This is a genomic window from Faecalibacterium sp. I4-1-79 (assembly GCF_023347235.1).
GTDB lineage: Bacteria > Bacillota > Clostridia > Oscillospirales > Ruminococcaceae > Faecalibacterium > Faecalibacterium tardum.
In genome coordinates this window covers 3202978-3227950 of the sequence record NZ_CP094467.1, presented here as the reverse complement: position 1 = coordinate 3227950, position 24973 = coordinate 3202978, and the positions used below count along the sequence as shown (strand labels likewise).

Annotated in this window: 22 protein-coding genes and 2 tRNA genes; 17 read left to right on the top strand and 7 right to left on the bottom strand. The window is 60.4% G+C overall.

Annotated elements, in window-relative coordinates; genetic code table 11:
* Nucleotides 1–375: 375 nt before the first annotated feature.
* The 15 genes from rpmH to MTP36_RS15840 all read left to right on the top strand — a co-directional run bounded on the left by rpmH (nucleotide 376) and on the right by MTP36_RS15840 (nucleotide 16047).
* Nucleotides 376–510, top strand: a complete 135-nt coding sequence (gene rpmH, locus MTP36_RS15910; protein WP_005924258.1) for a 50S ribosomal protein L34 — start codon at nucleotides 376–378, stop codon at nucleotides 508–510.
* A gap of 203 nt (nucleotides 511–713) precedes the next feature.
* Nucleotides 714–1121: a ribonuclease P protein component gene (gene rnpA, locus MTP36_RS15905; RefSeq protein WP_118658651.1), complete on the top strand. Its 408-nt coding sequence runs from the start codon at nucleotides 714–716 to the stop codon at nucleotides 1119–1121.
* The gene (gene yidD / locus MTP36_RS15900; RefSeq protein WP_242651874.1) at nucleotides 1118–1420 is read left to right on the top strand and encodes a membrane protein insertion efficiency factor YidD; all 303 of its coding nucleotides are present in this window, start codon (nucleotides 1118–1120) and stop codon (nucleotides 1418–1420) included. Before rnpA ends, yidD begins: the two co-directional genes overlap by 4 nt.
* 99 nt (nucleotides 1421–1519) lie before the next feature.
* On the top strand, nucleotides 1520–2581 hold the full coding sequence (locus MTP36_RS15895; RefSeq protein ID WP_242852991.1) for a YidC/Oxa1 family membrane protein insertase: 1062 nt from the start codon (nucleotides 1520–1522) through the stop codon (nucleotides 2579–2581).
* 18 nt (nucleotides 2582–2599) lie between these two features.
* On the top strand, nucleotides 2600–3736 hold the full coding sequence (gene jag, locus MTP36_RS15890; RefSeq protein WP_249252510.1) for an RNA-binding cell elongation regulator Jag/EloR: 1137 nt from the start codon (nucleotides 2600–2602) through the stop codon (nucleotides 3734–3736).
* A 224-nt stretch (nucleotides 3737–3960) separates the two neighbouring features.
* A complete protein-coding gene (locus tag MTP36_RS15885) occupies nucleotides 3961–5772 on the top strand; it encodes a 5'-nucleotidase C-terminal domain-containing protein (RefSeq protein ID WP_249252508.1) in 1812 nt (603 codons plus the stop codon).
* Nucleotides 5773–5992: 220 nt separating this feature from the next.
* Nucleotides 5993–7363, top strand: a complete 1371-nt coding sequence (mnmE, locus tag MTP36_RS15880; RefSeq protein ID WP_249252499.1) for a tRNA uridine-5-carboxymethylaminomethyl(34) synthesis GTPase MnmE — start codon at nucleotides 5993–5995, stop codon at nucleotides 7361–7363.
* 403 nt (nucleotides 7364–7766) lie between these two features.
* Nucleotides 7767–9641, top strand: coding sequence for a tRNA uridine-5-carboxymethylaminomethyl(34) synthesis enzyme MnmG (gene mnmG / locus MTP36_RS15875; RefSeq protein WP_249252490.1), 1875 nt, complete (start codon nucleotides 7767–7769; stop codon nucleotides 9639–9641).
* 63 nt (nucleotides 9642–9704) lie between these two features.
* On the top strand, nucleotides 9705–10412 hold the full coding sequence (gene rsmG, locus MTP36_RS15870) for a 16S rRNA (guanine(527)-N(7))-methyltransferase RsmG (protein WP_005924286.1): 708 nt from the start codon (nucleotides 9705–9707) through the stop codon (nucleotides 10410–10412).
* A 154-nt stretch (nucleotides 10413–10566) separates the two neighbouring features.
* Nucleotides 10567–11361, top strand: coding sequence for a ParB/RepB/Spo0J family partition protein (locus tag MTP36_RS15865; RefSeq protein ID WP_097778935.1), 795 nt, complete (start codon nucleotides 10567–10569; stop codon nucleotides 11359–11361).
* A gap of 813 nt (nucleotides 11362–12174) precedes the next feature.
* A complete protein-coding gene (locus tag MTP36_RS15860; protein WP_055186425.1) occupies nucleotides 12175–13008 on the top strand; it encodes a ParA family protein in 834 nt (277 codons plus the stop codon).
* A 22-nt stretch (nucleotides 13009–13030) separates the two neighbouring features.
* Nucleotides 13031–13906 carry a ParB/RepB/Spo0J family partition protein gene (locus MTP36_RS15855; RefSeq protein WP_005924304.1) on the top strand — a complete coding sequence of 292 codons (876 nt, stop codon included), beginning with the start codon at nucleotides 13031–13033 and terminating at the stop codon, nucleotides 13904–13906.
* A 95-nt stretch (nucleotides 13907–14001) separates the two neighbouring features.
* Nucleotides 14002–15333 (top strand): serine--tRNA ligase, encoded by a 1332-nt coding sequence (gene serS / locus MTP36_RS15850; protein ID WP_118658657.1) that lies wholly within the window; start codon nucleotides 14002–14004, stop codon nucleotides 15331–15333.
* Nucleotides 15334–15807: 474 nt separating this feature from the next.
* Nucleotides 15808–15884 (top strand) — tRNA-Met (locus MTP36_RS15845).
* Nucleotides 15885–15975: 91 nt separating this feature from the next.
* A tRNA-Glu gene (locus MTP36_RS15840) sits at nucleotides 15976–16047 on the top strand.
* Between the two features lie 95 nt (nucleotides 16048–16142).
* Here the strand turns inward: MTP36_RS15840 and MTP36_RS15835 are convergent.
* The 5 genes from MTP36_RS15835 to MTP36_RS15815 all read right to left on the bottom strand — a co-directional run bounded on the left by MTP36_RS15835 (nucleotide 16143) and on the right by MTP36_RS15815 (nucleotide 19789).
* Nucleotides 16143–16805 (bottom strand): HAD family hydrolase, encoded by a 663-nt coding sequence (locus MTP36_RS15835; RefSeq protein WP_097778932.1) that lies wholly within the window; start codon nucleotides 16803–16805, stop codon nucleotides 16143–16145.
* A gap of 77 nt (nucleotides 16806–16882) precedes the next feature.
* Nucleotides 16883–18238, bottom strand: a complete 1356-nt coding sequence (locus tag MTP36_RS15830; protein WP_249252481.1) for a PH domain-containing protein — start codon at nucleotides 18236–18238, stop codon at nucleotides 16883–16885.
* Entirely contained in the window at nucleotides 18235–18666 is a 432-nt protein-coding gene (locus MTP36_RS15825; RefSeq protein ID WP_249252479.1) for a hypothetical protein, read from the bottom strand. Before MTP36_RS15825 ends, MTP36_RS15830 begins: the two co-directional genes overlap by 4 nt.
* On the bottom strand, nucleotides 18663–19331 hold the full coding sequence (locus tag MTP36_RS15820) for a potassium channel family protein (protein WP_005924321.1): 669 nt from the start codon (nucleotides 19329–19331) through the stop codon (nucleotides 18663–18665). The genes MTP36_RS15825 and MTP36_RS15820 overlap by 4 nt, the downstream gene beginning before the upstream one ends.
* A gap of 44 nt (nucleotides 19332–19375) precedes the next feature.
* Nucleotides 19376–19789 carry a potassium channel family protein gene (locus tag MTP36_RS15815; RefSeq protein ID WP_005924324.1) on the bottom strand — a complete coding sequence of 138 codons (414 nt, stop codon included), beginning with the start codon at nucleotides 19787–19789 and terminating at the stop codon, nucleotides 19376–19378.
* Nucleotides 19790–20210: 421 nt separating this feature from the next.
* Here MTP36_RS15815 and MTP36_RS15810 point away from each other — a divergent pair, with 421 nt between their 5' ends.
* On the top strand, nucleotides 20211–21062 hold the full coding sequence (locus MTP36_RS15810) for an undecaprenyl-diphosphate phosphatase (RefSeq protein WP_256466547.1): 852 nt from the start codon (nucleotides 20211–20213) through the stop codon (nucleotides 21060–21062).
* Nucleotides 21063–21358: 296 nt separating this feature from the next.
* Here the strand turns inward: MTP36_RS15810 and MTP36_RS15805 are convergent, their stop codons facing one another.
* Nucleotides 21359–22636, bottom strand: coding sequence for a chloride channel protein (locus MTP36_RS15805; protein ID WP_249252477.1), 1278 nt, complete (start codon nucleotides 22634–22636; stop codon nucleotides 21359–21361).
* 386 nt (nucleotides 22637–23022) lie between these two features.
* Between MTP36_RS15805 and MTP36_RS15800 the strand changes: the two genes are divergently transcribed.
* Nucleotides 23023–24147, top strand: coding sequence for a DUF362 domain-containing protein (locus MTP36_RS15800; protein WP_249252466.1), 1125 nt, complete (start codon nucleotides 23023–23025; stop codon nucleotides 24145–24147).
* Between the two features lie 64 nt (nucleotides 24148–24211).
* On the opposite strand, the gene MTP36_RS15795 is transcribed toward MTP36_RS15800, so the two are convergent.
* Nucleotides 24212–24826 carry a hypothetical protein gene (locus tag MTP36_RS15795; protein WP_249252464.1) on the bottom strand — a complete coding sequence of 205 codons (615 nt, stop codon included), beginning with the start codon at nucleotides 24824–24826 and terminating at the stop codon, nucleotides 24212–24214.
* Nucleotides 24827–24973: the final 147 nt, after the last annotated feature.

The following is a 24973-nucleotide window of genomic DNA, read 5'->3' as shown; positions in this document are numbered from 1 at the left end:
AAAACATCCACTCCATTGAATCGGTCGAAGTTTTCAACAATGCTGCTGATACCACGTTAGTATACCACAAAAATCTCCCTGCGTCTATATTACTATAATGTAATTTATAATACATAAGATAAGCCCCCGCAGCGCCCTTGTGGAAACACGCCAAAAAGACCACAATATCTGGTAGAAAAAAGTTTTCCACAGCAAAATGGTGAAAAAGTTGAAAAGCTTTTAACAGAAAAATCAGAAAAAAGTTTGCAGAAAACTGCAAAAAATGCTTGACAGAACGTCATACTATGCGATATACTGTTGAATTGCAAGCCTGTCCCCAATCTGGGACCGATCAAGACCCCATACCGGGGATAAGTTTTTACGGAGGATACAACCATGAAGAGAACTTTTCAGCCCAAGAAGCGTCAGCGCAAGGAAGTTCATGGCTTTCTGACCCGCATGAGCACCAAGAACGGCCGTAAGGTCATCAATGCTCGCCGTGCAAAGGGCCGCAAGAGCCTGACTGTCTGATCTCTGCCTTGCAGGTGAGATCCGGCGCAGAAATGAATATGCGCACAAAAGACCGCTGATATCCCATTGGCGGTCTTATTTTTTTACCCGTCAAAAGTTTTTTCGTAAAAATGCCCGGATGGGCTTTTAAACTGCAAAAATTTTTGATATACTGGCTAAAGAGTGCACCTATGTGCACCCGGACGAAAGGAGGTGCCGATGTTATGCGTTATCGTCCGATCCGCCGCAACAGCGAGTTTGGCCGTGTGTACGCCCGCGGCAAGTCCTATGTGAACCCGGCACTGGTGCTGTATGTGCTCAAGACCCGGGGCCGCAACACCCGGGTGGGCCTGACCGCCACTAAAAAGATCGGTCACGCCGTGCAGCGCAACCGCGCCCGCCGCGTGATGAAAGCTGCGATTGACGAGCATCTGGATCACAATATCGGCGGCTACGATCTGATCTTTGTGGCCCGGGGCATGACCCCCAAACTGAAAAGCTGGCAGCTGAGCAGCATTGTGGCAAAGCTGTTTGCACAGGCCGGTCTGCCGGATAAGGCAAAGCGCCCGGACGCAAAGCCGCCCGCCACCGTACCCCCTGCCCGCAAACAAAAGCCGGAGTCCCGCGCGTGAACCGGCTGCAAATGCTCTGCCGCAGGGCGCTGTGCGTGCCCATCCGCATCTACCAGTACACCCTCAGCCCATGGATCGGCCGCAGCTGCCGGTTTTCGCCCAGCTGCAGCAACTACACCATGCAGGCCATCCTGACCCACGGCTGTATAAAAGGCATCCTGCTGGGCGCATGGCGCATTGCCCGGTGTAATCCCTTGGGCAAATGGGGCTACGACCCCGTGCCGCCCCCCGGCCGCTGGCAAAGCCCTGCCCGCAACCTGCAGCCCGCAAAGCTGTTTGAAAAGCGGCACAGGGGATAAAGTTTTCGCTTCTTGTGACGCGCTGCACTGTGGGCGGCGTGTCCTACGATAAAAAAATAATGCGTCCCGGGCCACAGCCGGGGCAGAATGGACAAAGGTATGAACTTCTTTTACATCCTGAGCGGTCCTCTCGGCTATGTCATGGAGTGGATCTACAAGCTGCTGCCGAACTACGGCTGGGACATCATCCTCTTCACCCTGCTCATCAACATCGTCAAGATCCCCCTGCAGACCAGCCAGCAGAAGAGCATGGCGAAAATGTCTGCTTTCCAGCCCATGATCGCAGAGATCCAGACCAAGTACAAGAATAAGCCTGAAAAGCAGCAGGAAGAGCTGATGAAGCTGCAGCAGGACTTTGGCTATAAGCCCACGGCTGGCTGCATGCCCATGCTGCTGAATTTCCTTGTCATGTTCGGTGTTATCGGCGTGGTGTATAACCCGCTGGAGCGCATTTTCCACATCAGCGCCGCTGCACTTGCCAGCGCTGGCGAGGCGATGACCGCCGCCGGCATCTCCTTTACCGCCATCACCCGCGATACCAACATCATCGCCGAGGTGGTTGCCGGCAACAGCGGCGTGCTGGGCTGCTTTACCGCACAGCAGATCGCTACCATCACCGAGTTCAGCCAGCACATGAACTTCTTTGGCATCGACCTGACCCGCATCCCGAAGCTGGGGCTTTCTCTGGATCTCGTGCTGCCGCTGCTGTCGGTCATCACCATGTTCCTGTCCACCCATATCAGCATGAAGGCCTCTGGCCAGCAGATGCAGGGCAGCATGAAGCTGACCATGTATATGATGCCGCTGATGTACCTGTTCTTCTGCTTTACCTACCCGCTGGCATTCTCTCTGTACTACGTCATTTCCAACATCGTCATGACCGCACAGACCCAGGTCATGCGCAAGTTCTACGACCCCGAGAAGATGCGCAAGGAAGTGGAAGCGGAGATCGCCGCCAAGCGCAAGCAGGAAAAGCGCGGTGTGAAGAACACCACCATCACGGTGACCGACCCCAAGACCGGCAAGAGCGTGGAAAAGAACCTTTCCGCCAGCGAGATGAACAAGCGCCGGCTGGAGTATGCCCGTCAGCTGGATGCCGAGCGCTACAAGGACGAGCGCACCGTGCCGCTGAGCGAGCTTGACAAGCAGGATAAACAGTAACAAGGGAGGTAAACGGTTATGATCCGTACACAGGAATCCACCGGTAAGACGGTGGACGAAGCCCGCGCCAAAGCCTGCGCCCTGCTGGGCGTGCAGGCCGACGATCTGAATGTCAGCTATGAAGTGCTGGAAATGCCCCAGAAGACCGGTTTTCTGGGCTTAAAGACCACCCCCGCCAAGGTGCGCGTGCGCGTGGAACTGCCGGATGCCCCCGCCGCTGCACCCGCAAAGCCGGTGGCAGAGCAGCCTGTTGAGACTGCCGCCCCCGTGCAGGAGACTGCTCCTGTGGCAGAGGAAACGCCCGCTGCTATGGCAGAGCCTGCCGCTCCCGCCGCAGAGCAGGCATCTGCTGCCCAGCAGCCCGCCGAAGCTGCCGAGGAGGCAGAAGAGGTGGAAGAGCCCATCGTCATCGAGGAGAACGCCAAGGTGAAGGCCGCCGTGGACTATCTGCGGGAAGTCATCACCCTGATGGGCGTGGAGAACGTGACCTTCAGCGCCGTGCAGAAGGGCGAAGCCACCATCATCCGTCTGGACGGTGAAAAGCTGGGCGCCCTCATCGGCCGCCGTGGCGAGACCATGGAGAGCCTGTCCTATCTGGCAAGCCTTGTGGCAAACCGTCTGGAGGGCGATTACATCAAGCTGGGTCTGGACGTTGCCGGCTACCGCGACAAGCGCGAGAGCGACCTGACCGCACTGGCACAGCGCATTGGTGCCAAGGTGCGCAAGACCGGCCGCAGCTTTGCCATGGAGCCCATGAACCCCTACGAGCGCCGCATCATCCACTCTGCCATCAGCAAGATGGAGGGTGTGCGCAGCGAGAGCAAGGGCGAGGGCCGTGACCGCCGTGTGGTCATCTACTCCACCGCACCGGATGCTCAGACCGAGAATACCTACGGCGAGCGCCGTGGCCGTGGCGGCAACCGGAATGGCCGCCGTCCCGGCGGCAACCGCAACGGCGGTTATCGCGGCGAGCGCCGCAGCAATGGCGGCTACCGCGGCAACCGCAGCGGTGCACCCCGCGGCCCGCGTCCGTCCAGTGTGCCGGAGCGCACCTACGCCCCCCGCGACGCCGAGAGTGCAGCACCCGTAGCACCCAAGCGCACCGAGCGCGTGGACGACTTTGCCGATTTCAGCTTCGGCAAGATCGAGCTGTAATAGCGAAAATATTTTTGAAGCAACAGGACCGGACAGCCCGCAGGCTGTCCGGTCCTGTGTTTTTAAAGTCATTCTTCTCAAAATTTGGAGAAACTGCCTGTTTTTTGCCGAAATCTTTCTCTCAAATGGCAATTGTAAAACAATTGGCCAAGGATTTATACTGTAGTCAAGAGCGTTCTGTTCGTGAAGAACAGACAGAATGATGAAAAGAGAGGTAATCAACTATGTCTCAGAGCAAGATTTCCCGCCGCAGCTTCCTGCGTGGTGTAGGGGCATCCGCGACCATCGCAGCCGCCAGCTGCATGGCACCCTCTGCAGCCGCCTGTGACATCAAGTCCCTGTGGAGCATGGATCTGCAGATCCTTGCCACCAGCGACACCCACGGCAAGTTCGACCCCTGGGATTACGCCGCCAACAAGGCAGATGCTTCCGGCAGCGTGGCCCAGCAAGCGACCGCCATCAAGCAGTGCCGCACCCGGAACACGCTGGTGGTGGATGCAGGCGATACCATTCAGGCCAACTCCGCAGAGCTGTTCCTGAACGATGACCTGCATCCCATGATCGCTGCCATGAATGCCATCGGCTATGATATCTGGACCACCGGCAACCATGAGTACAACTACGGCATGGATGTGCTGAAAAAGGTCATGGGACAGCAGAAGGCCAAGGTGCTCACCGGCAACGTTTACGCACCGGACGGCACCCCGCTGGCCGACGGCTACACCATCATCAAAAAGGGCACCGTCAAGATCGGCGTCATTGGCATGGTCACCCCCAACATCATCCGCTGGGATGCCAAGAATCTGGAGGGCTGGAAGGTCACAAACCCTGTGGACGAGAGCCGCAAAATCATCGATAAGATCAAGGATCAGGTGGATGTGCTGATCGGCGTCATGCACATGGATACCGAGAACGAGTACGGCGTCTATGGCTCCGGCGTCACCGATCTGGCAAATGCCTGCCCCGAGTTCGACGTCATCGTGGGCGGCCACGGCCACAGGAGCATCCCCAACATGATGATCAACAACGTGCTGGTGGTGGAGAACAAGAACGCCGGTGCCACCCTGTCCGAGATCCACGTCTATCTGGAGCGCCAGCTGGACGGCAAGTGGAAGGTCGTGAACCGCACCTCGGAGAACCTGCAGATCAAGGAGTACGAACCCGATCCGGAGCTGACCGCTCTGCTGGCTCCCTACGACACCCGCGCCAAGGAAGACGCTGTCACCCCCATCGGCGAGCTGAAGGGCGGCGATCTGGCCCCCGAAAACGAGATTGACTGCCTGCCGCAGGCCATGGTGCAGGACACCGCTCTGCTGGACTTCATCAACGAAGTGCAGATGTACTACACCGGTGCGCAGGTCTCTGCAACGGCCCTGACCTCCATGACCTCCCAGATGCGCGCAGGCACCATCCGCAAGTGCGATATGGCCAGCATCTACACCTACCAGAACACCCTGTACAAGCTGCAGATGACCGGCGAGCAGCTGCGCCGCTTTATGGAGTGGTCCGCAGCCTTCTTCAAGACATGGAAGCCGGATGAAGTGACCATCGCCTTTGACCCCTCGGTGCGCTACTACCTGTACGATGCTTTTGAGGGCGTCAACTACGAGCTGGACGTCTCCAAGGAGCCGGGCCACCGCATCAAGAACCTCAAGTGGCCGAACGGCAAGGCCGTGAAGGACACCGACACCTTTGTTGTGGCAGTGAACAACTACCGTGCCACCACCCAGCTGCTGACGGCTGCGGACATCTTCCTGCCCGGTGAAGATCTGCCCAAGCTGCTGGAGATCGATGTGCGCGGCGATGTGGGCGGCATCCGCGAGCTGCTGGGCGAGTACATCCGCACCGTGAAGGGCGGCACCATCGAGCCGCACGTGAACAACAACTGGAAGATCGTGGGCAACAACTGGAAGGCCGCCGATCACCAGAAGGCTGTGCAGCTGCTGCGCGAAGGCAAGCTGGCCCTGAATGAGAATGCCGATGCACGTACGCTGCCCGGCAAGGCCATCACCACGGCAGAGATCGCCAAGTTCTAAAAATCAGTTTCCTGTAAAAAGGGGCTTTCCGTGTTGGGACGGAAAGTCCCTTTTTTGTGTGAGAAACGGGCGGATTTTCAACCGTTTCCCGGGAATTGGTTGAAAAAACAGTACCATTCCGCAGCATTTCGTGGTACAATGAAACTGTATTGGTCTCGCTGCTGTGGGCAGATGGGAGCAAGCGGCCAGACCGGGCGCGGAAAGGAAGCAAGAAAAAACCATGCAGGAAGCGACCATTGCAGCAATTGCAACAGCACCGGGCGCAGGCGGCATTGCCGTGGTGCGGCTCTCCGGTGCGGAGAGCTATCAGGTGGCGGCCCGGGTGTTCCACCCGGCAAACCCGGCAAAAAAGGTGGAAGAAGCTAAGGGCTACACCGCGCTGTTCGGGCATTTCGTGGACAGGGAAGAATCCTTTGACGAGGGCGTTGCCCTGTTTTTCCGTGCGCCCCACAGCTATACCGGCGAGGACGTGGTGGAGCTTTCCTGCCATGGCGGAAATGCGGTGGCCCGCCGTCTTGTGGAAGCCTGTCTTGCCGCCGGTGCGCAGCCTGCCGCCCCCGGCGAGTACACCCGCCGTGCCTTTTTGAACGGCAAGCTGGGTCTGACCCAGGCTGAAGCGGTCATGGACTTGATCTCGGCAGACGGGCGGCAGGGGGCAGCGCTGGCAAACGCTGCGCTGGGCGGTGCGCTGGCGAAAAAGATCAACGCTCAGAAAGCCCAGCTGACCGCCCTGCAGGCGCATCTAGCTGCTTGGGTGGACTTCCCGGAGGAGGATGTGCCGGAGCTGGACCCCGCCCACCTGCGCACCGTGCTGGGCGCAGTACGGGAGGAACTGGACGCCCTCATCCGCAGCTACGATGCCGGTGCGGTGCTGCGCGAGGGCGTGGACTGCGCCATCGTGGGACGCCCCAACGCGGGCAAGTCTACCTTGCTGAACCTGCTGGCAGGCTTCGACCGTGCCATCGTCACCCCGGTGGCGGGCACTACCCGCGACGTGGTGGAGCAGGCGGTGCAGCTGGGAGATATCCGGCTGAACCTCTTTGACACCGCCGGTCTGCGGGAGACCGAGGACGCCATTGAAGCCGAGGGTATCCGCCGTAGCTGGAAAAAACTGGAAGAAGCCGGGCTGATTCTCGCCGTCTTTGACGGCTCTGAGCCGCCCAGCCGGGAGGACTTGGCGCTGGCACAGCGCTGCGCCGGTCGCCCCGCCATCGCCCTTGTGAACAAGGAAGACAAGCCCACCCAGTTTGATGCAGAGCTCATCGCCCCGTATTTTGCCATGGTGCTGCCGGTCTGCTGCCGGGAAGAGGGGAGCCGCAAGGTCATCGCCGCTGCGGTGGCGCGGCTGCTGGGCACCGGCAGCATCGACCCCCACGCCGCCAGCCTGTCCGGGCAGCGGCAGCTTTCTGCCGCCCTCCGCGCCCGGGACGCCGTAGCCGGTGCACTGGATGCCGCCGCCGGCGGCTTTGGGCTGGACGCCGTTTCGGTCTGCGTGGACGACGCACTGGATGCTCTCTGCGACCTGACCGGCGAAAACGCCTCGGAAACTGTCATCGAACAGGTGTTCGAGCGGTTCTGTGTGGGGAAATAAGGGCGGGGATGTTCTCTTTTGACACCAAAAGAGAACCAGAAAAGTGCCAGCGATTTCGACGCGCTGGAGCCACGAAAAAGGGGCTGCTCGCCCCTTTTAACCCCAAAGAGGAGGGCTGCACCGGAAAAAACTGAAGATTCACGCCTGTTCGGCGTGAAGATCTTTTAACCGTTTTTTCCGGCTCCGCCGATTTGCAGCCCCTCAGTCGCTGCGCGACAGCTCCCCCCGGGGGAGCGAGCGCTGCTGCTGCCGTTTCCCGTTACGACCCCTCCCGTGAAAATAGCGTTTGGAGCGCTCCGCAGAGCGCGACAAACGCGAAATTAAAAATAATTCTTCCGCTGAATATGCCCAGAGTGAAACGGAGGGCATTTTAAATCATTTGTTAGAGGAAACCCGAAAGTATATGAACCACTTAGGAGAATATGATGTCATCGTCATTGGCGCTGGCCATGCGGGCATCGAAGCCGCCCATGCAGCTGCTGTGCTGGGCGCAAAAACGGCCGTCTTTACCATGAGTCTGGACGCCATCGGCAATATGCCCTGCAACCCCAGCATCGGCGGCACTGCCAAGGGCACGCTGGTGCGGGAGGTGGACGCGCTGGGCGGCGTGATGGGTCTGGCGGCAGATGCCACCTACCTGCAAAGCCGGATGCTGAACAAGGGCAAAGGCCCCGCCGTGCACGCACTGCGGGTGCAGACCGACCGCCGCCGCTACAACGAATACATGAAGCACGCGCTGGAACAGACCCCGGGGCTGGCCATCCATCAGGCTGAGGTAGTGGCGCTGGAAGTGGAAAACGGCCATGTGAAGGGCGTTATCACCCAGCTGCACGGCGAATACACCGCCAAGTGCGTGGTGCTTGCCACCGGTACGAACCTCGGCGGCAAAATCTTTGTGGGCGATGCGTGGTATGCGTCCGGCCCGGATGGGATGCACGCCGCCAACGCCCTGACCGACAGCCTGAAAGCCGCCGGTCTGCCGCTGCGCCGGTTCAAGACCGGCACCCCTGCCCGGGTGCACCGCCGCAGCATTGATTTTTCCAAGCTGGAATGCCAGCCCGGCGACCCGGACAGTGAATTGCAGCCCTTCAGCTTTTTGACCGATGCACCCATGCACAACAAGGTGGAATGCTGGATCGCCTACACGAACCCGGAGACCCACAAGATCATTCTGGACAATATCCAGCGCAGCCCGCTGTACGGCGGCATGATCGAGGGTGTCGGCCCGCGCTACTGCCCCTCCATTGAGGACAAGGTGGTGCGCTTCTCCGGCAAGGATCGTCACCCGCTCTTCGTAGAGCCCTGCGGCGAGAACACCGAGGAAATGTATTTGCAGGGCGCCTCCAGCAGCCTGCCGGAGGATGTGCAGAACGCCTTTTACCACAGCATCAAAGGCTTTGAGCATCTGGAGATCATGCGCCCCGCCTACGCCATCGAGTACGACTGTGTAGACCCCACCAGTCTGGAAGCCACGCTGGAAAGCAAGGTGGTGCGGGGTCTGTACGGGGCAGGGCAGTTCAACGGCACCTCCGGCTACGAGGAAGCCGCCGCGCAGGGTCTGCTGGCGGGACTGAACGCCGCCCGCAACGCACTGGGCAAGGAGCAGCTGGTGCTGCCCCGGCACACCAGCTATCTGGGTACACTGGTGGACGACCTTGTGACCAAGGGCGTCATGGACCCCTACCGCATGATGACCAGCCGCAGCGAGTACCGTCTGACCCTGCGGCAGGACAACGCCGACCAGCGCCTGACCCCCATCGGCAGGGAATACGGCCTTGTGCAGGATGACCGCTGGGCAAAGTACCAGCACACCCAGAACATTTTGGAAGCCGAGCGCCGCCGCCTGCACGAGACGCATCTGCGCACCGCAGACCTGCGTGCCGCCATGGAAGCCGCCGGTCTTGCCCCCGCCGCCGAGGGCGGCGTTGCCGAGGAGCTGCTGCGCCGTCCCGAGATCAGCTACCCGCTGGTGGCGGGCATCATCGGCTGGGGAGAGGAGATCACCCCCATGCTGGCGGAGCGGCTGGAAACGGAGATCAAGTACGCCGGTTACATCGCCCGACAGGACAGGATGATCCGGGAGGTGGCACGCCACGAAAAGACCCTCATCCCGGAGGATTTTGAGTATGCCGCCCTGACCGGCCTGACGCTGGAAGCCCGGGAAAAGCTTGCCCGCATCCGTCCCCGCAATCTGGGGCAGGCAGGGCGCATCCCCGGCGTTTCGCCCTCCGATGTGGCGCAGCTGAGCATCGCACTGGCAGGAAAACAACAAAAATAATACGAAGTTGCGATAAAACAAACGATTGCGCTACCCCAACCACCCGACAGAAAGGAAAACACTATGATCGACAAACAGCGGTTGGAGGAAAAGTGTTCCACATGGAACATTGCCCTCACCGGCACCCAGCTGGATCAGCTGGATGCCTTTGCCCAGATCCTTGTAGACTACAACCAGAAGGTCAACCTGACCGCCATTACCGACCCGGAGGGCATCGAGGACAAGCATTTCCTCGACAGCCTGCTGTTTGCCAGCCAGCCGGAGGTTGCCGGGCGCATGGTAGACGTGGGCGCTGGTGCAGGCTTTCCGGGCATCGTGACCAAGATCTTCAAGCCGGAATTGGAACTGACCCTCATGGAGCCCACCGGCAAGCGGGTGGAGTTTTTGAAGTACGCCTGCGCCCAGCTGGGTCTGACCGGGGTGGAGTTTGCCAAGGAGCGCGCCGAGGAAGCCGCCCGCAAGGTGTGGCGGGAGCAGTTCGACCTTGCCTCTGCCCGCGCCGTGGCAGCCCTGCCCATGCTGGCAGAATACTGCCTGCCGCTGGTGAAGGTGGGCGGCAACTTCCTTGCCATGAAGGGAGCCTCCGGCGAAGAGGAGCTGACCGCAGCCCGGGGTGCTATCAAAAAGCTGGGCGGCGAGTACCGCGAGACCCGCACTTTGCACCTGCCCGGCGGCGACACCCGCACGCTGATTTTGTGCAAAAAGATTTCGCAAACTCCGACAGCATACCCCAGAAACGGCGGTAAAATTGCAAAAAGCCCGCTGAAATAACGCATAACTTGACGCAACCTGTAAGACCCTGCCGAACGAAATTTCTGGCGGGGTCTTTCTTTGTGTGCTACACTGAAGCTGAACAGGTTTTCCACGATTTCCCGGAGAAATGTGGAAAAACCGAAGGTTTATTTCACAGGAAAGGGGCAGCATCATGTTTGAACGCAAGAAACCTTCCGGGAAATTACTCTCTCTGCCCATCGACCAGATCCACCCATCGCCCTTTCAGGCGCGCAAAAGCTTTGACGAGCAGGAGCTGACGGCGCTGGCGCAGAGCATCCGGGAAAACGGTCTGCTCCAGCCGGTCACGGTGCGCAGGGCGGCAGAGGGCTACGAGCTGGTGGCAGGGGAGCGGCGGCTGCGCGCCTGTCAGCTGGCAAAGATGACCACCATCCCCGCCATCCTGTGCAGCTACGCCGATGACCGCACCGCCGCACTGGGTCTGCTGGAAAACATCCAGCGCGCCGACCTGAACCCCTTTGAGCAGGCGCAGGGGCTGCGGGATGTGATGGTGCTGTGGGACTGCACCCAAGCCGAAGCCGCCAAGCGTCTGGGCATGGCGCAGCCCACCTTTGCCAACAAGCTGCGGCTGTTGCAGCTGACCGCAGACCAGCGGCAGTTCGTGCTGGACAATAACCTCACCGAACGCCACGCCCGCGCGGTGCTGCGTCTGCCGGAGAACCGCCGCAGCGAGGCGCTCATCACCATCGCCAAGCGCCGCCTGAACGCACGTCAGACCGACAGCTACATCGAGCAGCTGCTGAACAGCCCGCCCAAGGCCGGGCACCGCATCTCCATGGTGCGGGACGTGCGCATCTTTGTCAATACCATCGACCACGCCATCCGGCTGATGACCGACAACGGCGTGCCCGCCACCGCCCACCGGGAAGAAAAGGACGGCTACATCGAGTACACCGTGCGCATCCCCACCGCCGCCGCGGAGAAGTGAAGTGTTCCATGTGGAACAGCGCTGCGGGGTAGGAGGTGGTAGCCGAGGGATGTTCTCTTTTGGTGGCAAAAGAGAACCAGAAAAGTGTGGCGCTCTGCGGGGCAACTTTCTGCCTGCCAGCAGCGTGCAAAGACGCTCCGCTGGGCCAGAGGCAGGGAGGGGTGTTCCGACTCCCCCCTCCCTACCTCTGGACTCCACCCACCCCGCAACAGGTCAAGGGCTGCACGCCCTTGACAATCCTAAAGAAGAAGTCGAAGCACAAAAAAGCTAGCGCTGCGCCAGTCGGCGCTATCGCTTTAACGCTTTTTTCGCTTCTCCATTCGTAGCCCCTCAGTCGCTGCGCGACAGCTCCCCCGAGGGGGAGCGAGCCCTCTCAGGCGCTCCCGCGCCAGCTCTCCCAAAGGGAGAGCCAAGCCGTAAGGTTCGTCACTAAAGTGTTAGGAACAATGAGAAAGCTTCCGGCAATGCTCTTGCCTCTCCCTTTGGGAGAGGTGTCACCGTAGGTGACGGAGAGGGCGCACGCCGTTAGCGCTGTCACTAATGTATCAAAGGCAACGAGAAACTTTCCCGCCACCACCAAAAGCCGTCCCCTTGGGGAAGGTGGCTGCGACCAACGGGAGCAGACGGAAGGGGCAATTTCCACTTTCCCACCCTCAAAAGTTAAAAATCCAGCTGAAAAACGCTCCAGATGGTTCAAAAAACAATTTGGATGTGTTATACTAGAAGCCGAGGTGCCTGCCGGACGGGGAAACCAGCGGGCACGACTGCGTGTTCCACGTGGAACAAATCTTTCCCCGGGAGGAAGAAAAGCGCGTGGCAAAAATTGTAGCGATCGCAAACCAGAAAGGCGGAGTGGGCAAAACCACCACCGCTGTCAACCTTTCGTCCTGCGTAGCGGCGCTGGGCAAAAAGGTGCTTATCGTAGATCTCGACCCGCAGGGCAACACCACCACCGGCTACGGCATCCCGAAGCGCAGCGTGGAGGCGGGCACCTACGAGGTGCTCATCGGCAGGGCATCGGCGGCGCAGGCCATCCGGCACACCGAGTACCGCACCGATGTCATCGGCTCCAACACCCGTCTGGCCGGTGCCAGCTTGGAAATGATCGACCTGCCCGGCCGCGAGGGGCGTCTGCGCAAGGCGCTGGCCGAGGTGCAGAAGGACTACGACTTCATCTTTATCGACTGCCCGCCCAGTCTGGATCTGCTCACCCTCAACGGCCTGAGCGCCTGCGACAGTGTGCTCATCCCGGTGCAGTGCGAATACTATGCGCTGGAAGGTCTGTCGGAGCTCATCAGCACCCTCAAGACCATCCGCAAAAAGTATAACCCGTATCTGGATATCGAGGGCGTGGTGTTCACCATGTTCTCGCTGCGGTACAACCTGACCGTGCAGGTGGTGGAGCAGGTGCAGAAGTACTTCGGCTCCAAGGTGTACAAGACCACCATCCCGCGCTCCATCCGCATTTCGGAGGCGCCCAGCTACGGCCAGCCCATCAATTTTTACGAGCCAAAGGGCAAGGGCAGCGAGGCCTACATGGACTTGGCCATCGAATTCGTCAAGCACAACCGCCCGCAGGAACCTAAGAAGTCCCGCGCAAAGGCTGCACCCGCCGCAGAGCCGGCGAAAAATGCTCTGGAAGATTAAAACAGGGGGAACAAGGTAAACAATGGCAAGAGGAAAAGGAGGGCTCGGACGCGGGCTGGACAGTCTGTTTGAGGACGCAGCACCGGTCTTTGAGTCAGAGCACGCAGCGGTGGAAACGCTGCCGCTGCGCGAGATCGAGCCGGACCCCGACCAGCCCCGCAAGACCTTTGAACAGGAGACCCTCAGTGAGCTGGCTGCCAGCATCGCCGAGCACGGCTTATTGCAGCCCATCGCGGTGCGGCCAAGACCCATGGGCGGTTACAGCATCGTGGCGGGCGAGCGCCGCTGGCGCGCCTCCCGCATGGCGGGTCTTACCGAGGTGCCGGTGGTCATCAAGGATGTGTCCGACGAGCAGGCCATGGAGCTGGCGCTGGTGGAAAACTTACAGCGCGAGGATCTGGACCCGGTGGAAGAAGCTGCCGGCATCCGGGAGCTGATGACCCGCTGCGACCTGACACAGGAGCAGGCCGCCCGCAAGCTGGGCAAGAGCCGCAGCGCGCTGGCAAACAGCCTGCGTCTGCTCAACTTACCGGAAACGGTGCTGGAACTGCTGAAAAGCGGTTTTATCAATACCGGCCACGCCAAGGTGGTGCTGGGTCTGCCCACACCGGAATTGCAGGCCGAAGCCGCGCAGATCATCGCGGATAACCAGCTGAACGTCCGGCAGGCCGAGGCGCTTTGCAAAAAGATGGCAAAGCCCGCCAAGGAGCCCCGCGAACCCGCACCCCGCGGCACTTTGCCGGTGGAGGTGGAAGAGAGCCTGAAGCAGGTGCTGGGCAGCGAGGTGAACGTGGCCTACCACGGCGGCAAGGGCAAGCTGACGGTGCATTTTTACTCCGACGAGCAGCTGCGCGCCTTTGCAAATCTGCTGGGACAGTACCAGATGGAAACCGAATAATCATGCGATCCAAGGCGGGAACTGCCGCCTTTGAACGGCAGCGGAAAGCCGTAAGTGCGCCGCTGCAAGCCCAATAGAGTTAAGGAGAGTCAATCATGCTGGATATCAAATTTGTCCGCGAGAACCCGGATGCCGTTAAGGAAAACATCAAAAAGAAATTTCAGGATGCAAAGCTGCCGCTGGTGGACGAGGTCATCGAGAAGGATGCCAAGTACCGTGCAGCCCTGAAGGAAGTGGAGGCCCTGAAGGCCGCCCGCAACAAGCTGAGCAAGGCCAACGGCCCGCTGTTCGGTCAGCTGAAGAAGTGCACCGACGAGGCACAGAAGGCTGAGCTGCAGGCACAGATCGATGCCAACAACGCCGCCGTCAAGGCAGATGCTGACAAGATGGCAGAGCTGGAGAAGGAAGAGGAGGAACTGTCTGCCCGCATTCAGGAGATCATGTACTCCATTCCCCAGATGATCGACCCCAGCGTGCCCATCGGCCCGGACGATACCTATAACGTGGAAGCTCAGCGCTTCGGCGAGCCTGTCGTGCCGGATTTCCCCATCCCGTACCACACCGAGATCATGGAGAGCTTTGACGGCATTGATATGGACGCCGCAGGCCGCGTGGCCGGTAACGGCTTCTACTACCTGCTGGGCAACATCGCACGCCTGCACGAGGCTGTGCTGGCCTATGCCCGCGACTTTATGATCAACAAGGGCTTCACCTACGTCATCCCGCCCTTCATGATGCACGGCAACGTGGTGCAGGGTGTCATGTCCTTCCCCGAGATGGACGCCATGATGTACAAGATCGAGGGTGAGGACCTGTACCTGATCGGCACCAGCGAGCACACCATGATCGGCCGCTTCATCGACCAGACGCTGGACGAGAGCAAGATGCCCCTGACCCTGACCTCTTACAGCCCCTGCTTCCGCAAGGAGAAGGGCGCACACGGCATCGAGGAGCGCGGCATCTACCGCATCCACCAGTTCGAGAAGCAGGAGATGATCGTGGTCTGCCGTCCCGAGGAGAGCGCTGACTGGTACGAGAAGCTGTGGAAGATGTCCGTGGAACTGTTCCGCAGCATGGAGATCCCCGTGCGTCAGCTGAACTGCTGCTCCGGCGATCTGGCTGACCTGAAGGTCAAGAGCTGCGACATCGAAGCTTGGAGCCCCCGCCAGCAGAAGTACTTCGAGGTCTGCTCCTGCTCCAATCTGGGTGACGCACAGGCACGCCGCCTGCACATCCGCATCAAGGGCAAGGACGGCAAGACCTATCTGGCCCACACCCTGAACAACACCTGCGTGGCACCTCCGCGTATGCTGATCGCCTTCCTGGAGAACCACCTGCAGGCCGACGGCAGCGTGACCATCCCCGAAGTGCTGCAGCCGTACATGGGCGGGCTGAAGGTCATGGTCCCCACCAATAAGAAGAACTAAAACTGCACCGGGTTTTCCACAACCGGGCAGAAAAAGGTTGAAAAAAGCACCGCTTTCCGCACAGGGAAGCGGTGCTTTTTGTGTGGGTACCCCTTCCGTCTTGCCGCTTCGCGTCAAGCCACCTTCCCCAAGGGGACGGCTGACCCTCTCAGGCGCTCCCGCGCCAGCTCTCCCGAAGGGAGAGCCAAGGTCTAAGGCTCGTTGCTAAAGTATTAGGCATCATGGGGAAGCTTGCGGTAGCGCTATAAGCTCCCCCTTCGGGGGAGCTGGCATCGCGCAGCGATGACTGAGAGGGTTCGTCTTTTTTTACCGCAAAACCCTTACAAAAGCAACAAAAAATCGATATTTCAACGCACCTATGTAAATAAATTGAGAATCTCAAAAAACTGCAAATTTTTTTGAAAATATGTGTTGACAAAAGGGGCATCTATGGATATAATAATAAAGCACCGTTCGAGTGCAAGTTAAATATGTGGCGGTATAGCTCAGTTGGCTAGAGCATTCGGTTCATACCCGAAGTGTCACCGGTTCAAATCCAGTTACCGCTACCACGTTACAGAGTTTCGCTAAGATAAGGGGGACGGTCGTCCGCAGTAGTGGACGATGAAAGTCGGAGGTTTTAGCGAAGCTCTGTATTTGTAAGGCCCGTTGGTCAAGCGGTTAAGACACGGCCCTTTCACGGCTGTAACATGGGTTCGATTCCCGTACGGGTCATAAAAACGCCTTTGCGCATTGCGCAAGGGCGTTTTTACTTTGTATAAAGAAGAACACCGGGCAGATGGCATCTGCCCGGTGTTCCTTTTGTGATTTTACTTGTTCTGCTCCTGCACATACCGCAGGATATCCTCCGGCACCTCTGCCAGTGCATCGGCACCGGCGGCGGTCAGCTCAGCGCGGCCGCGGAAGCCCCACAGCGCGCCCATGGCGGGCAGCTGCGCGTTGTGTCCGGTGAGGATGTCCACATCGCTGTCGCCCACAAAAAGGGTGGCGGCGGGGTCTGCGCCCAGCTCAGCCATCAGGGCATACAGCCCGGTGGGGTCGGGCTTGGTAGGTACGCCCGGGCGGTTGCCCCGCACGGCGTCAAAGCGGCCGGTGCCAAAGTAGTGGGCAATGATGCCGCCGCACAGGGCATCAGCCTTGTTGGAGAATACCGCGCACTGGATGCCCTCGGCTTTCAGTGCGTCCAGCAGTGCCGGAATGCCGGGGTAGGGCGCGGTCTTGTCCTCCTTGTGGGCATCGTACCGGGCGGTGAACTGCGCCAGCGTCGCCGCCAGCTGCGCCGGGGTGCGGGCGTCAGCGGGGGAGAATCGCTCCACCAGCTTGGGGATGCCGTTGCCCACCATCATCTTGAACTGCGCCACCGTAAAGGTGGGCCAGCCGTTTTGGGCACACACCCAGTTGCCGGCATCGGCAAGGTCGTCGATGGTGTTCAGCAGGGTGCCGTCCAGATCAAATAATACAGTCTTTATCATAAAATAGTCTCCGTTGCTCTGTGATACAAAAAATGCCCCGCCGACCGTAGGTTCAGCGGGGCATCGCAAGTATACTTCTATATCTCCAGAAAATCAAGAGCCGCCAGCGGCACGCTGCGCACCGTGACCTTTTCTTTGCCGGGAAATACAAGGGTCAGGTTGGCACGCTGCACCGTCACCGCCCAAGGAGATTGCAACGCGGTAAAGCCGGTGTCCGGGTGGAACACGCACAGCTGGTGCAGATGGAACTGGTGCTGTCGGCAGAGCAGCAGCTGTCCCTGCTGCTGCCATACGCCCTCCCGGTGCCAGCCCACGGCGGCTGCGCCCAGCAGGGCGGCAAACACCCCGGTGGGGATGAGCAGCGGCAGGGTGAGCGCAGGCAGAGTGGTGCGGGATACCGCCGTCAGCAGCAGGCAGAGCGCCAGCGGGATGCCCGCCGGCAGAAAAAATACCATGCTGCGGTCAGTGGTGTCGGCGCGGGTGTCCGGGGGCAGCTGCGCCATCTCCGGCAGCAGCTCCCGCAGCAGCGGAGTGCCCTCCCGCCAGACGAACAAAGGCAGCTCCGGGCGGCACGCCCCTGCCGAGACGAACACCGGGCAGTAATGCAGCGCCCACGTGGCGGGGGAGCGGCGCAGGTCGGCATAGTTCAGCTGGCAGAGCCGCAGCCGCATCTCGTACCGGCGGATAAATCCGCCCCGGCTGCCCAGCTGGGTGTCGGTGCGCCAGACGGTGTAATGCACCGCCTGCAAAGCGCTGCGCACCAGACTGATGCAGAACAGGGTGCCCGCCAGCACCAGCAGCCACGCCATGCCCAGCGGCAGCCAGCGGGCGGCAAGCGCCGCCAGCTGTCCCAGCTGCGCAAGGGCAGCGGTCTGGGCATCCGGGGCGTAGCTCTGGGTCTGGTGGATAGCCAGCCACCACAAAAACAGGGTGGACAGGCCGTTAGCACCCAGCACCGTAAAGGCCAGCTTTTCGCCGCCCTTGGGCGCGTGCCACAGCGGGTCCGTCACCGGCAGCAGCACATCGGCAAGCTCTGCGGCTTGCTGCCGGGTAAGATACAAAGTGATGGTCTTGGTCTGCCCCACAGGGTACAGCACCACCCGGCAGGCACCGGTCAGCCGGTAGAGCAGGGGCTGCTCCAGCACCAGCGCCGCCAGACCCTCGGCGCGCAGGGCGCGGTCCAGCCGCACGCCCAGCCGCCAGCTGACGTGCACCGTGCCCTCGGCATCCACCTGCCAGCGGCTTGCATAGTACACCGCCCAGCACACGGCGCTGATAAACACCAGCAGCACAAGCTCCTGCCGCAGCGCCGCACGCAGGGCGTCCCAGTTGCGGTCAAAAAGCACCTGTACCAGCGGCAGAAGGTACACAAGCAAAGTCTTGCGCAGCAGATGCAGCGCCGCCAGCGGGTGGAAGTGCTTTTCCCGGTTCATACACTGCCCTCCATCAGCACAGCCGCCAGCGCGGTAGCCTGTGCGGCGGGGATGCCGGGCAGCACCAATTGCAGACCCGGGCTGCGCACAAGGAGCACGGTGCACCCTGCCGCCCACAGCAGCGGGGTGCGCAGCAGCTGTACCCCGGTGACCGCCCGGCGCGGGATGCGGTGCAGCACAGGGATAGCCACCCCGGCCTGCACCGTGACGCTGTCTGCCGTCAGGGCGGCGACAAAGCTGCAGCAGCGCGCCCGGACAAGCGCCACCAGCGCCGCCCATACAGCGCAAAAGACTGCGCCCGCCCACACGCTCTGCCAGAAGGCAAAGGGCGCGCAGACCAGCCCGGGCACAGCTGCCCAGACGCAGAGCACCCGGCGGGCGCGGGGCGGCAGCACCAGCGCGGTGCGCAGCAGCTCCTGCTCGCTCATTTGTGGGAGGAAAGACCCCACGCATCCATCAGCAGATGCAGGGTATCGTCCTGTGTCAGGCACAGCAGCCGGTCCCACGGCAGCAGCACCGTGCTGCCGTGAGGGATGATGAACTCGGTATCCCGGGTGATGCTGACCAGAATGGCATCGCCGGGAATGGGGATCTCCTTGATCTCCTTGCCCGCGAACTGAAAGTCCTCCGGCAGCAAAATTTCATTCAGGCTGGCAGTGCCGCCGCCCAGCGAAAGCAGCTGCCGGATGGTGTCGGTCTCGATCTCCCGCTCCAGGATATGGCTCAGGTTGTCGGTGCCGCACACCACGGTGTCCACGCCCAGCGTGTGCAGGATGTCCCGGTTTTTGGGGTTGGAAGCGCGCGCCACGGTGCGGTTTACACCAAACTCCCGCTTGGCGATCTGGCAGGCCACCAGATTGGTCTCGTCGGTGTTGGTCACCGCCACAAAGGCGTCGCAGCTGGCCACATCGGCGGTGTGCAGGGTGTCAAAGCTCAAGGAGTCGCCGCAGATGACCGGGATATCCAGCGTATCCGCAAGGGTACGGCACAGCGCCTCCTGCGGCTCGATGATAGTCACCTTATGGTGGTGGGACAGCAGGCTTTGGGCAAGATACATCCCCACCCGGCCGCCGCCGGCAATACAAACTTTCATATCGTTACCTCATTCTACGGTCTGTAAAGCAAAAACAGGCTGTTTTACTTGGAAAGTGCCCGGAACACCGCCTGCTCGGTCAGCACGGTGGGGCAGATGGTCTCCAACTCGTAGGCCTTGTGGTACAAAATTTGCAGATGCGGGTCGGACACCCGGCAGATGACTTTATCCCGGCGGAAGATGTTCTTTGCCAGCTGCGCCGCCATCAGGTTCACCGAGTCCTCCTCGGTCACCGCCGCCACGGCGTCGCAGTTCTCCACGCCGCCCCGGCGCAGGGTGTCCGGGTCGGTGGGGTCGCCCACAAGGGCAGTGCCGTGAAAGGTATAATCGTCAAAGGCATCCAGACGCTTGAGCTGCTCAGGGTCCTTTTCCACCACCGAGATATCATGGCCGATGCGTTCCAGATCGCGGATCAGCGCCGCACCCACCTGATCGCAGCCGATCACCAGTATGTTCATGAAGGTTCACCTCGTTGTTCTCAGTGCTTTCAGCGTCGGGCGCAGAAAGCGGACAGACTTCTTATTTTTATAGTATAGCACATTTCCCGGGGCAGATAAATACAGCGTCTGCCGGAAACGCGGAAATAAATGCGCAGGCTGCTTGCGCCCGCGCCCTCTCAGGCGCTCCCGCGCCAGCTCCCCCAAAGGGGGAGCCAAGGTCTAAGGTTTATTGCTAAAGTATTAGGTATAACGAGGAAGTTTCCGGCAGTGCTCTTGCCTCTCCCTTTGGGAGAGGTGGCATCGCGTAGCGATGACGGAGAGGGCGCACCCGCTTGCAGAAAACTGCTCTCACCCCGGTAAAATTTCTATAATCTGTATGCACAGCGGCTCATAGTATGGTATACTGGAACTGCTTTTGAAAAAACTACGCACCCAACGGGTGCTGCAGGAGGGATTTATTACGTTTTTCGAGATCATCAAAGCGATCCTGATGGGTATCGTGGAGGGCATTACCGAGTGGTTGCCCATCTCCTCCACCGGGCACATGATCCTTGTGGAGCAGGTCGTCAAGTTCAATGCCAGTGAAGAATTTATGTCCATGTTCCGGGTGGTCATCCAGCTGGGTGCCATTCTGGCTGTGGTGGTGCTGTTCTGGAATAAGCTGTGGCCCTTCGGGCTGCGGCAGGGCAAGGTCATCTCCAAGCCCAGCGTGTGGAACCTGTGGTTCAAGGTGGTAGCCGCCACCCTGCCGGTGCTGGTCATCAGCCCGCTGGACGATTGGATGGAGGAGCACTTCTATAACTACATCACCGTAGCCGCCATGCTGATCTTGTACGGCGTGCTCTTCCTTGTGGTGGAGAACCGCCGCACCACGCCCCGGGTCACAAAGCTGGAACAGATCAGCTACCGGGACGCGCTGCTTATCGGCGTGTGGCAGTGCCTTGCCATCATCCCCGGTACCTCCCGCTCCGGTGCTACCATCGTGGGCGGCCTGCTGCTGGGTCTCTCCCGCGCCTGCGTGGCGGAGTTCACCTTCTATCTGGCCATCCCGGTCATGGCGGGTGCATCCCTGCTCAAGGTGGTCAAGTTCGCAGTTTCCGGTGTATCCATCACCGGCACCGAGATCGCTGTGCTGCTGGTGGGCTGCGTTGTGGCCTTTGCCGTCAGCCTTGCAGCTATCCGCTTCCTGATGGATTACGTCAAGCGCCACGACTTCAAGTTCTTCGGCATCTACCGCATCGTACTGGGTGCCATCGTGCTGTCTGTGGCAGCCATCACCGCGCTGGCATAAGAGAAAAGCTTAATAATGATAACAGGGGCTGTTGCGCAAGCAACAGCCCCTGTTTTATGGTATAGTTCTTTTTCTTTGGCGGGCTGAACCCTCTCCGACACCTGCGGTGACACCTCTCCCAAAGGGAGCACGCCCTCTCAGGCGCTCCCGCGCCAGCTCCCCCGAAGGGGGAGCCAAGGTCTAAGGCTCGTTACTGAAGTTTTAAGTGCAATGAGGAAGCTTCCGGGCGTGCTCTTGCCTCTCCCTTTGGGAGAGGTGGCATCGCGGAGCGATGACGGAGAGGGCGCACGCAACGCTTACTCTTCCTCTTTTTTCACCTTTACGCGCCACTTGTGGGACATATACTCCGAGCGCAGTTTGTTGGTGACAAAGGTCTGGCTGCTGTACAGGCCGTGGTGGCCGGAGAGCATAAAGCAGATACCGCAGCCCAGCGCGATGAGCTCCAGCCCGGCGCCGCTGAACAGCTCAAAGCCCAGCAGGATGGAGGGGATCAGGACGTTGGTGGCACCGCAGAAGATGGACACCAGCCCCACCGCCGCCGCAAATTCGGCGGGTAGACCCAGCAGCGGGCCGACCACGCAGCCGAAGGTAGCGCCCACAAAAAAGCTGGGCACCACCTCGCCGCCCTTGAACCCGCAGGCAAGGGTCAGCGCGGTGAGGAAGATCTTGCACAGAAAATCCCACGGCAGCGCCTGTCCCTGCTCCACGGCAGCAACGATAACGCTCATGCCCGCGCCGTTATACCGCCCTACGCCGAAGAGATAGGAAAAGCCGATGACCAGCACGCCGCCCGCAAAGACCCGCACCCACGGGTTCGGGAGAAGCTTTGGCACGATATGCTCCATGAAGTGGAGCGTATAGCAGAACAAGCGGGAAACGGCAGCGCAGGCCACACCCAGCAGGATGACCAGCAGGGCGGTGCGGACATTCAGCTCCGGTGCAGTGAGGGCAAAGTGGGTGGGCACGATGCCAAAGACCAGCGAGCAGCCGTAGGCGATGAGGGCAGAGGTAAAGGCGGGGACAAAGGCAGCGGTAAAGGTCAGGCCCACATCCTCCACCATCATGGCAAAGCAGGCCGCCGCCAGCGGGGTGCCGAACAGGGCAGAGAAGAACGCAGCCATGCCGCTGATGGTGGCGGTGCGGCGGTCGTGGTCCTTGAGTCGCAGCAGGGTGCCAAGGTTCCAGCCGATGCTGCCGCCCATCTGCAGCGCAGCGCCCTCGCGGCCGGCAGAGCCGCCGCACAGATGGGTGAGCACCGTACCCAGAAAGATAGCGGGCACCAGCAGAATGCTGACCGGCTCGCCGCTCTGCACAGCGCGGAGAACGTTGTTGGTGCCCACACCCTCGCACTTTGTTACCTTATAAAGGGCAGTGATGAGCAGACCCGCCACAGGCAAAAGGAACAGCAGCCAGGGCTGCGCGGCACGCAGCTCGGTGGCGTGCTCGACGGCAAGGTGGAACAAGGTGCCCAGAAATCCACAGAGCAGACCCATGGGAACCGCCAGAAAGAACCATTGCAGCGCCACCCGCAGGGCGGCTTTAGCTTCGTGCCAGAATGTATCAAAATCGTTCATAGAAATAACTCCTGTATCTTGACATCCGTTCCGTTTTTCGGAACCGATATAAAATAACACCGCAGGGCAGGGCTGTCAACCCCAAAATGGGCAGAGCAAAAGCGGCGCTGCTCCATTTTCTGTTTACACCGCTCGCCCGGGTGTGCTATACTGAAGGCAGTACCGCACAATTCCCGCCTGACGGCTCAAGCACCGTTCCGGCGGCTGCGGCACGGCATCTGCGTTGCCAAAATGCTCGATAATACACAAAGTATTATCTGCGCTTTTGGCTTAGCATCTGCCGCACCTCGCTCGCCGTATCGGCACTTGGAATCATGCGGTACTGCCTGAACAAAAGAGAGACTGCGCGGCAGACGCCGCCGGAAAGATATGGGAGGAAAAACACCATGGAAGCATCCAAAGTTTACTATACGGATTTCCGCTGTCCGGTGGGCACCAGCCTGCTGGAAAAGCTGCGCCGGGTGTGCATTGCCGCCGGCATTAAGGACATCGACATGGACGGTCGGTTCGTGGCCATCAAGATGCACTTCGGCGAGCTGGGCAATCTGGCTTTTCTGCGTCCCAACTACGCCAAGGTGGTGGCAGACCTGTGCAAGGAGCAGGGCGGTATGCCCTTCCTGACCGACTGCAACACCCTGTACCCGGGCAGCCGCAAGAATGCGCTGGAGCACTTGAACTGCGCCCAGCTGAACGGCTTCTGGCCCATGACCACCGGCTGTCAGGTGATCATTGGTGACGGTCTGCGCGGCACGGATGAGGTGGAAGTGCCGGTGCCCAACGGCGAATACTGCAAGACCGCCAAGATCGGCCGCGCCATCATGGATGCGGACGTGTTCATCAGCCTGACCCACTTCAAGGGTCACGAGTCCACCGGCTTTGGCGGTGCGCTCAAGAATATCGGCATGGGCTGCGGCTCCCGCGCGGGCAAGATGGAGCAGCACGCTGCCGGCAAGCCCGCCGTGCAGGAGGGGCTGTGCCGCGGCTGCCACCGCTGCGCCAAGGAGTGCGGCTCGGACGCCATTACTTACAATGCCGAAAACAAGGCGGTCATTGATTACGACAAGTGCAAGGGCTGCGGCCGCTGCATCGGTGCGTGCAGCTTTGACGCCATCTATTCTCCCAACGACTGCGCCAACGAACTGCTGGACCGCAAGATGGCAGAGTACGCCGCCGCAGTCTGCCACGACCGTCCCTGCTTCCACGTTTCTCTGGTGCAGGACATCAGCCCCAACTGCGACTGCCACTGCGAGAACGATGCACCCATCCTGCCGGATATCGGCATCTTTGCGTCCTTCGACCCGGTGGCGCTGGATCAGGCCTGCGTGGATGCCTGCCTGAACGCCGCCCCGCTGCCCAACAGCCAGCTGGGCGCAAACCTTGCAAAGCCGGGCTGGAACTGCTACCACGACAACTTCAAGGACTCCAACCCCAACATCGAGTGGAAGGCCACCCTTGAACAGGCCGAGAAGGTGGGCATGGGCACCCGCCAGTATGTGCTGAAAAAGGTATAACGACAAAATGGGGCGCTGACCACATGGTCAGCGCCCCATTGCGCTTTAAAGTTCAAGGCTGCGTTTAAGCCTCGCCGTTTGTCTCCGGCACGATATCGTCCAGCACGCTTTGCAGCGCCTGCCAGTTTTTCAGGGTGCAGCCGGGCAGGGTGTCAGCGTCCAGCCCTGCGTCCGCAATGCGGCCGGTCATGCTGTCCTTATCGCTGAGCAGGTCCAGCGCGGCGTCCTTGACCAGCGGCCATGCCTCGGCAAAGCCTTCCTGCTGGTTGTCGGTCAGACCGTCGTACCAGCTGTAAAAGGCATCCTGAATGGCCTCCGGGGAGCGGCTGGACATCCGCGCGTCCTCGGCCCAGTGCAGCAGCGATGCCGCCGCGATGACCGATTTCAAGGAGCAGCCGGATACCCCGGGCCCCCAGCCCAGACAGGGCGCAAAGGCGTTTTCCGTGCCGGTGATGGAGAACACCGAGTTCTCGTCGAAGTTGCCGGGGTTCAGCTCTCCGGTGTCGGCTTCTGTGGTGGAGGAGGGCAGCGTGCTGCTGCCGGAAGCGGATGCGCTGTCCGAGGCGGGCGCAGCGCTGGATGCGGGGCTGCTTGCAGAGCCGCCGCAGGCTGCCAGCAGACAGCCCAGGAAAGCGGCGCACAGCAGCAGCGCAAGGGAGCGGATATATTTCGATGTCATAAGAAAAACCTCCGTAACTGGTGCCCCGGCAAGCCGCCGGAGCAAAGCGGGATCTACACCCTAAGTATACGTTCTGCGCACGGCGTTGTCAATCGTTCTGCGCAGGACGAATTTCAAGCAGACCTGTGCAGGATATACAAAAATGCA

Bases quoted from the DNA above. Each gene is read 5' to 3' on its own strand.
- rpmH (WP_005924258.1), top strand. From the start codon at position 376: ATGAAGAGAACTTTTCAGCCCAAGAAGCGTCAGCGCAAGGAAGTTCAT.
- rnpA (WP_118658651.1), top strand. From the start codon at position 714: ATGCGTTATCGTCCGATCCGCCGCAACAGCGAGTTTGGCCGTGTGTAC.
- MTP36_RS15895 (WP_242852991.1), top strand. From the start codon at position 1,520: ATGAACTTCTTTTACATCCTGAGCGGTCCTCTCGGCTATGTCATGGAG.
- jag (WP_249252510.1), top strand. From the start codon at position 2,600: ATGATCCGTACACAGGAATCCACCGGTAAGACGGTGGACGAAGCCCGC.
- MTP36_RS15885 (WP_249252508.1), top strand. From the start codon at position 3,961: ATGTCTCAGAGCAAGATTTCCCGCCGCAGCTTCCTGCGTGGTGTAGGG.
- mnmE (WP_249252499.1), top strand. From the start codon at position 5,993: ATGCAGGAAGCGACCATTGCAGCAATTGCAACAGCACCGGGCGCAGGC.
- mnmG (WP_249252490.1), top strand. From the start codon at position 7,767: ATGAACCACTTAGGAGAATATGATGTCATCGTCATTGGCGCTGGCCAT.
- rsmG (WP_005924286.1), top strand. From the start codon at position 9,705: ATGATCGACAAACAGCGGTTGGAGGAAAAGTGTTCCACATGGAACATT.
- MTP36_RS15865 (WP_097778935.1), top strand. From the start codon at position 10,567: ATGTTTGAACGCAAGAAACCTTCCGGGAAATTACTCTCTCTGCCCATC.
- MTP36_RS15855 (WP_005924304.1), top strand. From the start codon at position 13,031: ATGGCAAGAGGAAAAGGAGGGCTCGGACGCGGGCTGGACAGTCTGTTT.
- serS (WP_118658657.1), top strand. From the start codon at position 14,002: ATGCTGGATATCAAATTTGTCCGCGAGAACCCGGATGCCGTTAAGGAA.
- MTP36_RS15835 (WP_097778932.1), bottom strand. From the start codon at position 16,805: ATGATAAAGACTGTATTATTTGATCTGGACGGCACCCTGCTGAACACC.
- MTP36_RS15830 (WP_249252481.1), bottom strand. From the start codon at position 18,238: ATGAACCGGGAAAAGCACTTCCACCCGCTGGCGGCGCTGCATCTGCTG.
- MTP36_RS15825 (WP_249252479.1), bottom strand. From the start codon at position 18,666: ATGAGCGAGCAGGAGCTGCTGCGCACCGCGCTGGTGCTGCCGCCCCGC.
- MTP36_RS15820 (WP_005924321.1), bottom strand. From the start codon at position 19,331: ATGAAAGTTTGTATTGCCGGCGGCGGCCGGGTGGGGATGTATCTTGCC.
- MTP36_RS15815 (WP_005924324.1), bottom strand. From the start codon at position 19,789: ATGAACATACTGGTGATCGGCTGCGATCAGGTGGGTGCGGCGCTGATC.
- MTP36_RS15805 (WP_249252477.1), bottom strand. From the start codon at position 22,636: ATGAACGATTTTGATACATTCTGGCACGAAGCTAAAGCCGCCCTGCGG.
- MTP36_RS15800 (WP_249252466.1), top strand. From the start codon at position 23,023: ATGGAAGCATCCAAAGTTTACTATACGGATTTCCGCTGTCCGGTGGGC.
- MTP36_RS15795 (WP_249252464.1), bottom strand. From the start codon at position 24,826: ATGACATCGAAATATATCCGCTCCCTTGCGCTGCTGCTGTGCGCCGCT.